Below are 15,220 nucleotides of genomic sequence, written 5' to 3' on the forward strand. Positions count from 1 at the left end.
CCAAAGATTTCGGTCTGCCCAACAATACCAAACTCGCCCCGGGAAGCTCAGGGCAGCACGAGAATTGGTCGCTTTCTTTCCCAAAACATTGGTCATTTCCCTAAAATGTTAATTTAGCGTGATCTACCACCATGACACAAGCAAAACCAATAAACTCCCCACCTGAGGCGGCTACGAGTCGTCAGGGTAACGTCGTTTTAATGCCATCAGGTCGCCTGAGACCTGATTATGACCAAGAGGCAGCCTCACCCAGCACAGAGGTAGGAAGCAATACTGCCCATGCTCCTAGTACGTCCAAATGGTCAACCTCCATACAAACTACCCTCGACCAGCCTCCGGCGAATCTTCCCCGGCTTTTGATGTTGGGCGGGTTAAGCTTCTGTACGATATTTGTGGCTTGGGCAACGTTTGGACAGATTGATGAAGTCGGTAAAGCTCATGGAAGCTTAGTGCCAAAAGGGGACGTTTATAAAGTTGACCCGATTGAGCCAGGCAAGATTGCTAGTATTAATGTCAAAGAAGGGCAAGCGGTTAAAGCTGGGGAAGTCTTGGTGGAACTGGATACAGAGCTTGCCACTCAAGAAGTAGAGCGTTTACAGAAAGTCCTTAATGCAGACCGGATTAAGTTAGTTCAGATGCAAGGACTGCTTGAAAGAACCCGTCTGGAAGCAGAAACTCGTGAGCAGATTACCCAAGCAGAAGTTCAAGCACAACAAGCTGCGATCGCACGAGCACAAGCTAGTGCATCGGCAATTAGACAACAAATCATTCAACATCAGTTAGCTAAAGCCGCTAATCGCGAACGATTACAACGGATGAAGCTGGTGCAGGCGACAGCCCAAGAACTGCTCCAGCAACGGCGGGCTAATGTAGTGGCTCTTAAAGAACGACTCGATAACCTTAAGCCTCTGTTGGCAGAAGGAGCAATCTCCAAAGAACAGGTATTTCAAGCAGAACAAAGCTTTCGTGCTAGCCAAAGTGCTGTTACCGAAAGCAAACTGCAAGAGGGTTTGAGTACTCGCGAACAAATCTTTCAAGCTCAGCAAAGTATACGCGATCGCGAAGCGGCGACTAGCCAAAGCCGAGGTGAGCTAGAACAGACTTTAGCAGAAATCAAGCGACTAGAGGCAGAATTAGAGCATCGGCAAGCGACGGGACGCACCACTCGCTTAGAAACACAGCAGAAAATTCAACAGTTAGAACTAGAACTGACCCAAATCAAAGCTAGAATTGCTGAAAATGAAACCCTGGTCAATACTGCTAAAACCAGGCTCAAACAGAAGTTTCTTAAAGCGCCAGTGGATGGGATAATATCTTCCCTCAACATTTCTAATGCTGGTGAAGTCGTGCAACCGGGACATAGCATCGCCGAAATCGCTCCTCAAGGTGCCCCCTTAGTGCTATCGGCAAATTTGCCTACTCGGGAGGCAGGGTTTATTAAGGAAGGAATGCCGGTGCAAGTGAAATTTGATGCCTATCCCTATCAGGATTACGGCATCATCAAAGGCACGGTGATTTCCATCTCTTCCGATGCTAAAGCCGATCAACTAATGGGTTCAGTCTATAAGGTGAAAGTGTCCCTTGACCGTGACTATGTGATTGAAGATGATGAAATCATCCGGTTTAAGGCTGGTCAGACCGCCAATGCTGACATCATTATCCGCCGCCGTCGGATTATCGATTTCTTATTGGATCCGATGCGACAACTGCAAAAAAGCGGCATCGATCTATAGTGCTCTGTTCTCAAATCACTTTCATCACTGACTGATCGTTTGCCGTTGACGGTTAACAGTTGACCGTTAATGCTTAGTAGTCAACTTGCTAGTAATTCCTTGGAATCTGCAAGTTAACTGCACCCCAGCTTATAAACTATTGACCTTTAGACTTACAGGATCAGAAATAACCATGACCTATCGTATTCCTTCTGCCAATACCAAGCTCGACAAAGTGATGGATACCGATAAGTTTAGCGAGATCGAAGAAGCCATCCTTGATGGCAAGTATTCTTGGGCTTGTGTGTTGATGCTACGGTTGGCAGGCCATAACCCCCTAGACTACATGCCTTCTAGAACCTACAGCCGCTTGCTCAAACAAAACCGGGACATGATATTACAGAAGCAAGCTAGTATGATGAGCAATGGCACTAAAGCCTTGAATGCACGGCAGCGTTTGAGCCAGATCAAAGATCTAGCTTATGTAGAGACGCTTGGCAAGAAAACCTCACAGGTTCACGGTGGCGATCAAGAACAGCAGTTTATCACTGAACTCGAAGAAGAGGAATCCATGCTCAAGAAGTTAGCCGATTATTTACGGCGAGACTGTTTGGCTTCCCTGTGGTGAGCAGGTGTAATCATTTTCCTACCCATCCTCTTTGTCATCACCACCACTGCTTACCACCACAGCACATCATACTAAGCCTGTGGTAAAACTAATTCATTAATAACTGCCTTGTCCATTAGGTGCGCTCTTACTTGGCGAATTTAATTCGCCACGGGTCACACCTGTTGATGGACGAGGCGTTTTTTTGTCTGATTACAGGCGGTAATGAAACAGTTCTAGTACTCTTAGGACTTACGGAAATCTCTCAATTTAAATCTACCTGTAGGGTGGACAAAACCTTGCCCACCCTACCCATGGATTCTGTGCGTAAGTCCTGTCCTTAGTCTTTCCTGCCTCCCCAAGACCGTAATGGTGCGTTTGACCCGTAATTAAATTAGCCACGGGTGGCACCTCTGCATCGCTTTCGTCGAGCGATCGCTTATATCGAACTCAGGTTATACCAATTCTTAGCCCTCACAGGGCTACATATTATTAATTTCATCTCCCCATCTCCCCATGTCCCCACAGGTCCCACACGCCCGATACGCCCCGTCTCCTCACACTTCCTATACTCCCTGCTCCCTGTTCCCTTTGCTATTAACTAATGACTCGACATCCCACGGACTTTAGCACCTATTTTACTTGTGGGATGATTCAACCATAAATATTAAGCCAAAGTGGCCAGCATTTTTTTAATTATATTAGATATAATAACCGGTTCCTAAATAATAAAGTACTTCAATACAACCCCATCAAAATTACCAATCTCTTTGAACTAATTCAGAATCGGTTACTAGTCACTATTTAGTTGTGGGATGAGTCAATCATTATTATCAAGCCAAAGTGGCGTTATTTTTTTAAATTAAATTAGATATAATTACCAGTTTATAACTAATAAACTACTTCAATAAAACCCCATCAAAATTACCAATTTTTTTGAACTAATTCAGAATCGATTATTGCTCACTATTTAGTTGTGGGAGGAGTAAAGCATAAATATTAAGCCAAAGTGGCCAGCATTTTTTTAATTAGGTTAGATATAATGACCGGTTCCTAAATAATAAAGTACTTCGATACAACGCCATCAAAATTACCAATCTCTTTGAACTAATACAGAATTCGTTACTACTGAATAAATACTTATAGTAAATCCAGTAATTTTTAAAAAATCAAAGGTTGAAGCCAAATTGGCGAGACATGCCTAGGGGAATCTGGATATAGTTATATCAACAGCTCAAACAAAGCTGCTCGAAACAAAAAAAATCAACAACAAAGAAGGAGAAAATCAATGCTTATTTCTGACCTAAATCATCTAGAGTCCGTTGAAGCTAGCAAAGTTCAAGGTGGACTTTCATTAAGCAACAATTTCCAAAGCGTTTTCAAAACTAAAAGCACCATCGTAGAAAATGAACTTTTCAATACTGAAGTTAACGTTAAAGTAGATATCGGTAATACTGCTACTGCTTCCGGTAATACTGCTTCTGAAGCTCAAAGCGATGCAGGTAATAATGTTGCTAGTAAGCAAGAAAGCTTCTTCTTGACTCTTGAGCAAGGTGGCGTAACTGCTACTAAGTCTCAAGGTATTGGATTCTCTGCTATCCAGTAGTCATTAGTCAGGATATTTTCCTGATTAATTAACTTTCAAACCTGGGTGTCTTCATATCCTAATAGAATGCAGTACCTTCAGTTCTATATGAACATGATTACACTCAGGTTTAGGTTTGATTGCTTCAGTGTGATTGCTTCAGGATAGTCAATCCTCGGCGTTACCAACAAAATTAACAACCAAGAAGGAGAAAATTAATGCTTATTTCTGACCTAAATCATCTAGAGTCCGTTGAAGCTAGCAAAGTTCAAGGTGGACTTTCTTTAAGCAACAACTTCACCAGCATTTTCAGCACTAACAGCAGCATCGTAGAAAACGAACTTTTCAATACTACAGTTAATGTTAAAGTAGATATCGGTAATACTGCTACTGCTTCCGGTAATACTGCTTCTGAAGCTCAAAGCGATGCAGGTAATAATGTTGCTAGTAAGCAAGAAAGCTTCTTCTTGACTCTTGAGCAAGGTGGCGTAACTGCTACTAAGTCTCAAGGTATTGGATTCTCTGCTATCCAGTAGTCATTAGTCAGGATATTTTCCTGATTAATTAACTTTCAAACCTGGGTGTCTTCATATCCTAATAGAATGCAGTACCTTCAGTTCTATATGAACATGATTACACTCAGGTTTAGGTTTGATTGCTTCAGTGTGATTGCTTCAGGATAGTCAATCCTCGGCGTTACCAACAAAATTAACAACCAAGAAGGAGAAAATTAATGCTTATTTCTGACCTAAATCATCTAGAGTCCGTTGAAGCTAGCAAAGTTCAAGGTGGACTTTCTTTAAGCAACAACTTCACCAGCATTTTCAGCACTACCAGCAGCATCGAAGAAAATGAACTTTTCAATACTACAGTTAACGTTAAAGTAGATATCGGTAATACTGCTACTGCTTCCGGTAATACTGCTTCTGAAGCTCAAAGCGATACAGGTAAGAATGTTGCTAGTAAGCAAGAGAGCTTCTTCTTGACTCTTGAGCAAGGTGGCGTAACTGCTACTAAGTCTCAAGGTATTGGATTCTCTGCTATCCAGTAGTAATTAGTCAGGATACTTTCCTGATTACATAACTTTTAAACCTGGGTGTCTTCATATCCTAATAGAATACAGTACCTTCAGTTCTATATGAACATGATTACACTCAGGTTTACCTTTGATTGCTTAAGTTGTATAGCTTCAGGATAGTCAATAGCCAATAGTCATCTCAAACAAGGACTCAAGAGGTTAATTGCCAAATTGGCGAGACAAACATTTTGAAAATTGCTAGTTTAATTGGAGTGTAACCTAAACAGATTTATTAACACAAAAGAAATTCTAAAATTAAATAATGATTATTTCTGATCTAAATCATTTAGAAACTATTGCTGAAGACCCCAAGGTTGTGGGTGGCTCTCACTACTCCCCACCTTACTACAACGATTTTGGATATAGCGGATCTATTAACGTCTATACCAACATTATAGGAAAGGTAGCTACGGTTAACGTCAACGCAGAGGCGTATGGGTACAAGACTTTTAGCAACATCAATGCCTATACGAGAGCTACTGATAATGGTTCCCACTCTAGTCTCAATGCAACGTCTGCTACTTCTTCTCATTAGTTCTTATGATAAGCATTATTAAGAAAACTGCTTAGAGTAGTAGTTGAAACTTAAAGCTATCAATGCTCAAGTCTTTAAATATTGGCTTCTCCACAATAAGCCGTTAGTACTTAGTCACGAAAAGTTCCTGATTAAGTGATTGATAAATCAGGGTGTATTCATATCCCAATAGACTACATTAATTAAATTTAATTATCTATCAGGACGATTACACTCAGGTTTACCTTGAATCGAATCACTTCATTTTACTGGCTAACAAATAGTCAATCGCTATCTAGTTATCTAAAACCATAAATAACTAGATATATTTAAAAATCGGCGATAAAGTTATTTGAACTATGCCAGTTTAATTGGAGTACAAAATGACCAATAGGTCTAACACAGTAAACTACAAAGGAGAAAATTAACCAATGATTATTTCTGATCTAAATCATCTAGAGAATGCTGCTGAACAACCCAACGTTGTAGGTGCCTCCGGTTCCAAATTTTTTGGAGTTAATGGCTTCGTTAACGTAGGTGCCAACGTTTTCGGTAACACAGCAAGAGTTGATGGTCTTGCAGAAGCCTTTGGTCCAGGTACCTTCACCAACGTCCAGGGCGCTACCAGAACTGCTCCTGGTGCTTCTCAATCTACCCTACATGCAGTATCTGCTACTTCTTCACCCTTCTTCTTTTTCCACTAAAAAGAGTGATGGCTGAAATAGCCTAGAGTAGTAATTTTTGATTATTAAATGCTACGGAAAGATGCAAAAATTAGTAACATCTATCCGTAGCATTAATCACAATGGTAGCATTAAATTGTTGTTGATTGGTAGCGTAATTATTTTAAGCCATACTCACTTAAAATAATGCTTGCAATCTATATTTTAGTCGCTTTTATGTGTTATCAATTACAATTAAATGCTCCCGGGGAAAACTAACGATTATCTGATTTAAGCAGGAGAATCATTCATGAACATTTCTGAATTAGAATATTTCGAGCTGGAGGCAACAGACCACCCTATTTTAGGTGGTTTTGCTTTTACTTCTGCTGAAGCCTTCGCTGGTCCTGGCTTCGCTACCATTAATGGTGATGCCCATGCGTTTGGTCAGCATACCAATACTTCAGTAACAGGCTTTACCGATGTAGACCCGTTCTTTTCTCAAGGTAATGTAAGAGCTCATGCTACATCTAGGGATCCTTTTTTCTCGGGTAATTCTAGAAGCGACGCCTTTGCCATTTATGGTTTCATTGGGTAAATTAACAAATATATAGCCGCTTTCCAGCTCATAATCAATATTGCTTATTCTTTTAATGGAAAAGGCAATAGGCAAACTAGCAATAGTAACAAGGGCTTTAAGTTGTGCATCCCTTTTATGATACTGTTGTTCTAGATTATTGTTCCCTGAGTTTCAGGTTATTTGATCTCGAAAAATTCAATAAGTTTAGGATTTTTTTTTCTAAACCAAAATGTTTTTTACTTGTTCCATTAGTAGCAAAAAAAAATACGATTATGTTTCATAGTTTTCAGTTATGGACTTTACCTGGCTCATATAAAACGATGAAGTCTAGTGTTTCTGGAATTCAATCTGTATCGGAAGTAAATTCTGAGGGCTCAAGTACTATTAGTAATGCCATCAGCATCGATCCTGATTCCCAAATCAGTACGAGTACAGTGGAAGCATCTGTTATTAAGCCCGCAAACACTATGGGTATTGTTGGAGCTAGCGCTGGTACTGATGATTTCTCAGTACCTGAGATTAAGGAAACTTTTTTTAGTATGAGCGTTTCTACATACTTATAAAGCTATAAGCTTCATAAAATTTAATCTAGTTTCTGTGTGCTGGCTCACAAGTAGGATTGAGGGGTGAGGTATTTGGATTCAGGGATAAGTTTTAACTCTCGGTTTTACTGGCAAATACTCCTCCCTCAATTCGGCAACTTGGCAGAGCTTAGCAATTGCTTTTTGTATGATGATAATAGTCAGACGGTTGACTCAGCTAAATCTGACTAAGACTGTAAGTAGTTCCAGTTATAGTTAATAATCGGGTGTAATGGTTGATCTTTCCAAAGCATCGGTGACTCCAGAGGAAATTATGTACTCCTTGAAAAAGGAGATGCATCTCAAGGGCATCTGTCAAAAAGTTTTGTATCAACGAGTTATCAGTAAAGCGGCTGAAGAAAGAGGGATAACAGTAACACCAGAAGACGTGCAAGCTCAGGCGGATGAGATCCGTTATGCCAATCGTTTGGAAAAAGCAGCAGAAACATTGGCCTGGCTGGCAGATCAGATGGTGACAGCAGAGGATTGGGAAGCGGGAATTAGCGATCGCTTGCTTGCCCAAAAGCTTGCTGAGTCCTTATTTTATAAGCATGTCGAAAAAAGCTTTGCTCAAAATCGACTAGACTTTGAGCAAGTTTTGGTTTATCAAATTCTGGTGGATTCTGAGGAAATTGCTCAGGAGCTTTTCTATCAGATTGAGGAAGGAGAAATCAGTTTTTATGAAGCTGCTCATTTCTATGATATAGACCCAGAAAGGCAGCGACGGTGTGGCTATGAAGGAAAGTTGCCTCGCTGGAGTTTTAAGCCTGAGATAGCTGCCGTTATCTTTAGTGTTCAGCCAGGAGAAGTGACTCATCCCCTGCACACCGAACAAGGATATCATCTTTTTTTAGTTGAAGAATTTATTCGAGCTGAATTAACCGAAGAAAAGTCTAAAGAAATTTTACAGGGTATGTTTCAAGAGTGGCTCAATACTGAAGTTAACTATATGATCCATAGTGAACTTAGTACCATCAATACTGGGGAATAATCCCAATTATATTAATGGTTTTAGGGACTGAGGCCGTGGGCCACGCTTACTGGCAGAGCCAGACGCTGGGCGAACGCGCCCCGCGTGGCCTACGGCCAAACGCGAACGGCTCAGGGAGCAGGGGTAAGTAAATTCAATTTACCTCATCACTAAAATTACTAACTAAAATTACTAACTAAAATTACTAACTAGAGTGATGTAACCATGAGACGTTCCCAGGCAATCAGAAAATGGATAGTTTCACCAGATGGTACGGTTGTAGTCCAAGCCGAAAGTACAGCAAGTGCCTCTGGGGATAAAGTAACCATTATTCAAGAGGTTACTGTCAAAAGAGACTCTAGTGGCAGAATTTATAGCAGAAGTTCATCCTCTTGCCATGCTTCTTCTAGTAGGTAGTTGAAATAGTAGGTAGTTGACCTACTTTGCTGTTGACAGTTGACCCTTGCTTAACCGACCGTGGATTGGGCTACTACCCTCTTCACCCAAAGCCAGATCTGAGCTTTTGATGGAAAGCATAAAGCCCACCACTATCATAAATAACTATCTTCCAAAAGTATCGCCATTTTGGCTGATTGTTTTTGGACGAGAAAACAGGCAATCACTTCTTTTCATTTATTTATCAGCAATGACGTACGCTCAGCACTGAGTACTGAGTACTGAGTACTGAGCACTCAGCTTCTTCTAGAATTGGGGGTTAGCTAAATCTAAAGTCAGAGTAGCTGAGATCTACTACACTCACATCTTTAAACAGAACAGTTCCACCATAATCAGAACGGAAAAGAGCACCATCTTGAGTATCAATAATCCCACGTTGGGATATTTCATTATTGAACCACCTGGAGGCATTAATATTACCCCAGCCTTGGAATTCAAATTTATCGACACCCACTTCAAAGTCTTTGATGACATCGAATTCACCGGGTAACAAACTCTCATTCCGTTTGAACACAAATTTATCTGCGCCACGGCCACCGACTAAGGTATCACTACCGCGACCACCAGTAATAATGTCATCTCCACCAATTATGGTATCTTTAGTACTGGGCTGATTGATCTCAATCACGCCTCGCAGATTATTATGCCAAGGATCGCGATCGCTTAAATCATTCCAGGCGCGATCGCCCCAACCCATGACGGCATAGTCTTCACCTTCTGGTTGACTTCCATAGATTGTGGAGTTGTTGGGTTCTCCTGGAGACCAATTGCGATAAGTTGCTGACTCACCACTGACCCACTTCCAATTACCTTCTCTTGAGCTGTCAGTTAAGCCAATCCAAAACAGTTCCTTAGAACCAAATTTGTTAAACAGCCATGTTTGCTCAGCAGCATCATTAATCGTTACCAGGTTACCACCTAAACGCTTTGCCTCAGCTTGAGCTTCGTCCCAGGTGCCAGCAACAGAAGTTAGGAGATATTGATGCCCACGGTAAACACTAACATTGTTGTTTTGGTGATCAGCATCCCCAGCTATGAAATCGTTACCCGAGCCACCCTGGATGGTATCATCATCAATGCCTCCATACATTGTGTCATTACCAGTGCCCCCATACATCATGTCTTGACCAGAGCCACCATACATCATGTCCTTGCCCGAGCCACCCTTAAGAGTGTCATTACCAAAGCTGCCATGGAGTTTGTCGCTACCAGAGTTCCCATATAGCTTATCGTCACCTTGACCAGCTTCTAAAATGTCATTCCCATCAAATCCATAGAGGGAATCATTACCTAGGCTGCCATAAATTTTGTCATTGCTGTTAGTGCCACGGAGTTCATCATTCCAGATCGTGCCGTAGCGAACATCATTACCTAAGTTGTCAATTAAAGTATCTCCTAATAATTTAACAGCACTTTGATTAATTTCCACTAAGGTTAGATTAGTATTGCGACTAAAGGTGCGCTCATAAGTGCCTGTAAGTGAAGCCTTGACGAAATCTATACCATTGTTGCCATCAATATCAAAACGTTCTTTGGGAGAGTTCACTTTGACGTTAGAACTAGAGTCAAAAGATATAGATTCAAAATATATATTTCCAATTTTATCGGAAGAATTTAAATCACCAGAGATGGCAAAGGAATCGATAATCTTGGGCTGATTCATCTGATCCGTATTCAACAGGAAAAAAAATGTCCCTGACTTAGCCTCAGAATATTCCCGATTGGAATTTTCAATTTCTTTGGCGTTCAGTTCTAAAGCTGCTGAAAAATTGAAAGAGAATTTTTGATTAGCTCTCACTGAAAAATTACCAACCACTTCAGTGCGGCTATTGGCACTGCCCTGAAAAGCTCCCTCTGTACCAACTACAGTACTTTGACTGAAAAGTTGAGAGAAAGCTGGGTCATTGATAAAGGTACTTTTAGCATCAGCAATAGCAGTAGCTATACCACCCTTGACCAAGGTCTCCACCTGGGCATTAGTCAAGGTACCAGCAGGAGCTTGACTATAGTTGGTAAACTGAGCGTTTCCTGTAGCGTCAGCAAAGTTCGGTTTGGAGTTAGAGGTTATAGGGGTTAAAAATAGAGTGTCTGATATCATTGGTAATTAATTTTTTTGTACAACTCTCTTCGATAAATAGTCTAACGATAATAAATATATTTAAAAGGCCATTTTGGCTGTAAACAATGTTTATTTAAATCAAACAAAATACCTCCAAAAAAATACCTACTATTAATATCTGTTAATAGTACATTTTAATGCTTTAAATTTTGGGGAATTTGCAATTAATTCTGTGCAATTATTTATCACTAAAATTTAGTATTGGTAATAGTGTTTTGATTACCGATTAACAATTAACGGTTACGGGGACTATAAAAATGGTATTGATATGAAAAAAGAGGCGCACGCTACGGGAACGCCTCTTTTCTTTAGACCTCTTGCCACAATACGGATTAGGGGAAGGATTTGGAGCTAAATATCGTCGTTTTTCCAATAAGTCTCTTCCGAAATGCTTCGCCCCTAAGACTCGATGTTAGGCGAAGTGGAAGTCAGAATGCTTAAGCTGGTTTAGATTCACATTTTCAAACAAAACTTCTCCACCTTTTGCGTAAGATAAGAGAGCGCCATTACTAGTATTAGTAAGGTAACCCTGATTTATCCCATTGTTGTACCAAGTTTTGGAGTCAATTTGACCAAAACCTTGAAATTTCACCTTATCTAAACCAACTTGGAAGTCTTTGATGATATCGAAGTCATCTCCAAGCAAGCTATCGCTCCGATTGAACACAAATGTGTCAGCGCCATTACCACCAACCATGGTGTCACTGCCACCGCCACCTACCAAAGTGTCGTCACCAAAACTGCCATGAAGTTTATCATCACCAAACCCTCCATTCAGGTTATCGTTGCCTTTACCCCCTTCTAGAATGTCATCGCCAGTAAGTCCTTGAATCGAATCATCGCCTAAGCTAGCATAAATTTTGTCATTACCGAAAGTGCCACGAAGCTTATCATCCCAAATACTTCCATAGCGCACATCCTTACCCAGGCTGTTGATTAAGGTATCCCCTAATAAGTTAACAGCATTGTTATTAACTTCTACGATCGTGATATTGGTATCACGGTCAAAAGTTTGCTGATAAGTCCCTTGGGCTGAACCCTTGACGAAGTCTACGCCGTTGTTGCCATCAATATCAGTAGTTTTAAAAGGACGGTTAAGTTTGACGTTGCCGCTAGAACCAAAATCCAAGTCGCCGATTTTACGGGAAGAGATTAAATCACCAGCAATGCCAAAAAAACCTTTAATTTTAGCTTGACTGGGACTCTCAGTCTCTAACACCAGAAAACCTATCTTTGACTTGGCCTCAGAATATTCCCGATTAGGATTTTCAATTTCTTTAGCTGTTAGTCGTAAATCTGCTGAGAAATTGAAAGAGAATTGTTGATTAGCTCCAACAGAAAAACTAGCAACTACTTTAGTGTTACTTTGCGAACGACTCTCAAAAGCACCATCAAAACCAGCCGCAGTAGCTTGACTAAATAGTGTAGAGAAGGTTGGGTTATTGACAAAAGTGGCGTCAGCATTAGCAAGGGCAAAACCCACACCATTCTTGACTAAAGTCCCCGCCTGAATTTGAGTCAAAAACCCCGACGCTGCTTGACTATAGTTGGTGAACTTGGCGCTTCCTGTAGCGTCAGCAAAGTTTGCTTTGGAGTTAGGGGTTTTAACAATTGGCAAAAATAAAGTATTTGATCCCATGAAAATCTCCATTTTTATATTGGCTTATTCCGGGAATCATTATATATAGCATTAATTAATAATGAGCGCCATTTTGGCGGCTGATTTTGATGACAATAAGCCGCCAAAATGTTAAGCATTAAGCTATTTATCAGCAGTCAGCTAATGCTCTGGTAGTGATAATATAGCGTTTTTATTTGAGTTGTGAACATACCTCTTGCGCCAAGAGGCAAAACCCAAGAGGCAAAACCCAAGAGGCAAAAGGGATCCGAAGTTTTATTGGATAATAAAAAAAGACCTTCTAGGTTTATATCTCATTTAGAAATTTTATAGTAAACATTTAGCTATCAGTAATCATCTCATGATAAAATAAGCGATCAAGCGTGCGCGTAGCGCAATCGCTTGATCGCCTCTTTGGGTTTGGCTTCAATGAATTAGAGCAAAACTTAGGAAAAACTGGGAACTAAACCTTATAAGTACTAGTAGGGTGCCTTATTAACACACTTTACAAGTAATCCCAATTTTTAAAAGTAAGATTAAAGATTTAGATGGGAAGATAGGTAGATAGGGAGATGGGGAGATAAAATTTATCTCTAGCCCTATCAGCCTTAAGAATTGCTATAAATTTACGGCGTTAGTCCTGTAGAGTATTCGCCATCTGGAATTAAGTTTTAAGCATCGAAGACGAAGTCAGAGTGACTAAGTTCGTGGGCATTAACCCCTTCAAACAAGACTTTTCCACCATAATTTGAATGGAATAGGGCACCATTGTGGGTATCGGTAAGCCGACCTTCAGCAATTACCCCACTGAACCAATAAGAAGAATCAATATAACCCCAGCCCCTAAATTCAATCTGATCGACACCAACCTCAAAGTCTTTGATCACATCATATTCACCGGATAACAAACTCTGATTTAACTCAAAAACGAATTGGTCAGCGCCACTACCACCAGTCATCATATCGCTATCACGACCACCAATCAGGATATCATCATTACTACCACCGACTAAGGTATCATTGTGGTAACCACCGACTAAGGTATCCTCGCCAAAACTGCCATGGAGTTTATCATAACCATTATCCCCATAGAGTTTATCGTCGCCTTTACCGCCTTCGAGGATATCATTACCACCATAGCCATAGACAGTATCATCCCCTAGGCTGCTATAGATTTTGTCCCCATAATTAGTTCCATGAAGTTTATCATTCCAAATACTTCCATAGCGGACATCATTGCCCAGGTTATAGATGAAGCTATCTCCCAACAACTGAATTGTACTGGTATTTACTTCTACTACAGTTAAATTGGTATCACGGTTAAACCAACGCTCATATTCTCCTGTGGTTGAGCCGTTGAGGTAGTCGATGCCATTGTTACCATTGATATCTGTAGTTTTATGGGGGTAGTAAAAGTCAACATTATAACTTCCAGCAACGTTAAGCTTGCCAACTTGACTAGAAGAAATTAAATTCCCCTTGAAGCCAAAATAATCTAACAGTCTCGTATAACCATTGGTTGTGTCTAATACAAAAAAGTAACTGCCTGACTTTGCGGAAGCATATTCAGTATTGGAATTTTCAATTTCTTTTGAGTTAAGTTGTAAAGCCGTTGAGAAATCAAAGGAGAACTTCTCATAAGCACCAACGGAAAAGTTACCAACTACCTTAGCCTGACTGTGGGCAAATACTTCATAAGCGCCCTGTTGACCAACTCCAGCACTTTGAGTAAAGAGTTCAGAAAAAGTTGGGTCATTGATAAAGGTGGCGTCAGCATTAGCAATGGCCTGACTTAAACCATCGTTGACAAAAGTTTGTGCTTGGGCATCAGTCAAAGTCCCTGAAGCACTGTGACTGTATCCTGTAAACTGAGCGCCTCCGGTCGCATTAGCAAAGTTAGGTTTAGCATTATAGGTTTGAGATTTCAGGGATAAGAATAGAGTATCTGATGTCATAAACGTCTAGGTTTTTCTGTTCACTTAATTAACTTAATTATCAATAGTGGGAAGGGATAATGGGCAATATAGCGTTTGTATCTGGGTTGTCAACACACTTCTTGCAGGAATTGGTTTGCATACAAGAGGAACCCACCTCTAACCCCTACCAGGAGGGTAAGTAAGGCAAGAGGGTAAAGAGATCCGGAGTTTTATTGTTCAATAAAAAAAACTTATAGGTTGACATTTTAGACAAAAAAAGCTATATTAACCAACGGCTCACTTCAGCAATTTATTGATAGTAAAACCATAAAAAAAATAAAAATACTAGATATGCCAATTTGTCATTTTTTATTATTGGTTTTTGTAAAATTCACGTTTATTAATAGGTAACTATAGGGTTGATGAAGTAAATGTAAACCTAGGGATTATTTTTTTTTCAAATAAAAATAACGATCAATAAAAATAGGTAAGTTAACTGTTAATTAACTTATCGCAAGTCTGGAGGATGAGCGATAATTAACAATATCTGCGTTCTTTGCTCCCCTTACTTCGTTCTTTGCTCCCCTTACTTCTCCTCACAAGGGTAGGTTTTTTACATTTGGGTCCTGCCCCACCCCCAACCCCCGACCGGTCGGGGGCGGATCACAAGGAGAGGAAAAGGAAAACAACGAATAAGGGTTTGTCAAGAAATAAGTTCATGGTTTTTGAGCAGATTGAGACCGAGGATGAATCATGTAATTCCACTGGGGACAAATGGGACGATGGGTCAAGTTGAGTGCTGCCATTTGTTGATCTGAAACT

At 40.4% G+C, this 15,220-nt stretch carries 15 protein-coding genes; 12 read left to right on the top strand and 3 right to left on the bottom strand.

Translation table 11 applies throughout. The features are described from left to right. Positions 1-131: 131 nt before the first annotated feature. From F6K46_RS14310 to F6K46_RS14365, 12 genes are all read left to right on the top strand, one after another. Positions 132-1,733 carry an HlyD family efflux transporter periplasmic adaptor subunit gene (locus F6K46_RS14310; protein WP_293056987.1) on the top strand — a complete coding sequence of 534 codons (1,602 nt, stop codon included), beginning with the start codon at positions 132-134 and terminating at the stop codon, positions 1,731-1,733. A gap of 172 nt (positions 1,734-1,905) precedes the next feature. Next, positions 1,906-2,340: a HetP family heterocyst commitment protein gene (locus tag F6K46_RS14315; RefSeq protein WP_070390639.1), complete on the top strand. Its 435-nt coding sequence runs from the start codon at positions 1,906-1,908 to the stop codon at positions 2,338-2,340. Between the two features lie 383 nt (positions 2,341-2,723). Continuing rightward, complete coding sequence (locus tag F6K46_RS14320) at positions 2,724-2,924, top strand: hypothetical protein (RefSeq protein WP_293057004.1); 201 nt, start codon at positions 2,724-2,726, stop codon at positions 2,922-2,924. A 683-nt stretch (positions 2,925-3,607) separates the two neighbouring features. Next, a complete protein-coding gene (locus F6K46_RS14325) occupies positions 3,608-3,925 on the top strand; it encodes a hypothetical protein (RefSeq protein ID WP_293057007.1) in 318 nt (105 codons plus the stop codon). A 197-nt stretch (positions 3,926-4,122) separates the two neighbouring features. Beyond that, the gene (locus F6K46_RS14330; protein ID WP_293057019.1) at positions 4,123-4,440 is read left to right on the top strand and encodes a hypothetical protein; all 318 of its coding nucleotides are present in this window, start codon (positions 4,123-4,125) and stop codon (positions 4,438-4,440) included. A gap of 197 nt (positions 4,441-4,637) precedes the next feature. After that, positions 4,638-4,955 (top strand): hypothetical protein, encoded by a 318-nt coding sequence (locus tag F6K46_RS14335; protein WP_075895643.1) that lies wholly within the window; start codon positions 4,638-4,640, stop codon positions 4,953-4,955. Between the two features lie 289 nt (positions 4,956-5,244). Further along, entirely contained in the window at positions 5,245-5,517 is a 273-nt protein-coding gene (locus F6K46_RS14340; RefSeq protein ID WP_293057041.1) for a hypothetical protein, read from the top strand. 410 nt (positions 5,518-5,927) lie between these two features. Beyond that, positions 5,928-6,200: a hypothetical protein gene (locus F6K46_RS14345; RefSeq protein WP_075895639.1), complete on the top strand. Its 273-nt coding sequence runs from the start codon at positions 5,928-5,930 to the stop codon at positions 6,198-6,200. Positions 6,201-6,468: 268 nt separating this feature from the next. Beyond that, positions 6,469-6,756 carry a hypothetical protein gene (locus F6K46_RS14350; protein ID WP_075895637.1) on the top strand — a complete coding sequence of 96 codons (288 nt, stop codon included), beginning with the start codon at positions 6,469-6,471 and terminating at the stop codon, positions 6,754-6,756. A gap of 302 nt (positions 6,757-7,058) precedes the next feature. Beyond that, entirely contained in the window at positions 7,059-7,301 is a 243-nt protein-coding gene (locus F6K46_RS14355; RefSeq protein WP_143727404.1) for a hypothetical protein, read from the top strand. A gap of 250 nt (positions 7,302-7,551) precedes the next feature. After that, positions 7,552-8,310, top strand: a complete 759-nt coding sequence (locus F6K46_RS14360) for a peptidylprolyl isomerase (protein WP_293057053.1) — start codon at positions 7,552-7,554, stop codon at positions 8,308-8,310. A 204-nt stretch (positions 8,311-8,514) separates the two neighbouring features. Next, entirely contained in the window at positions 8,515-8,706 is a 192-nt protein-coding gene (locus F6K46_RS14365; protein WP_149030716.1) for a hypothetical protein, read from the top strand. Positions 8,707-9,004: 298 nt separating this feature from the next. On the opposite strand, the gene F6K46_RS14370 is transcribed toward F6K46_RS14365, so the two are convergent. From F6K46_RS14370 to F6K46_RS14380, 3 genes are all read right to left on the bottom strand, one after another. Further along, on the bottom strand, positions 9,005-10,843 hold the full coding sequence (locus F6K46_RS14370; RefSeq protein ID WP_293057059.1) for a lectin-like protein: 1,839 nt from the start codon (positions 10,841-10,843) through the stop codon (positions 9,005-9,007). Between the two features lie 433 nt (positions 10,844-11,276). After that, positions 11,277-12,503 (bottom strand): calcium-binding protein, encoded by a 1,227-nt coding sequence (locus F6K46_RS14375; protein WP_293057061.1) that lies wholly within the window; start codon positions 12,501-12,503, stop codon positions 11,277-11,279. A 650-nt stretch (positions 12,504-13,153) separates the two neighbouring features. Continuing rightward, a complete protein-coding gene (locus F6K46_RS14380) occupies positions 13,154-14,437 on the bottom strand; it encodes a calcium-binding protein (protein ID WP_293057063.1) in 1,284 nt (427 codons plus the stop codon). Between the last annotated feature and the right edge of the window lie 783 nt (positions 14,438-15,220).

Source organism: Moorena sp. SIO3E8, from assembly GCF_010692445.1.
Taxonomy (GTDB): Bacteria; Cyanobacteriota; Cyanobacteriia; order Cyanobacteriales; family Coleofasciculaceae; genus Moorena; species Moorena bouillonii.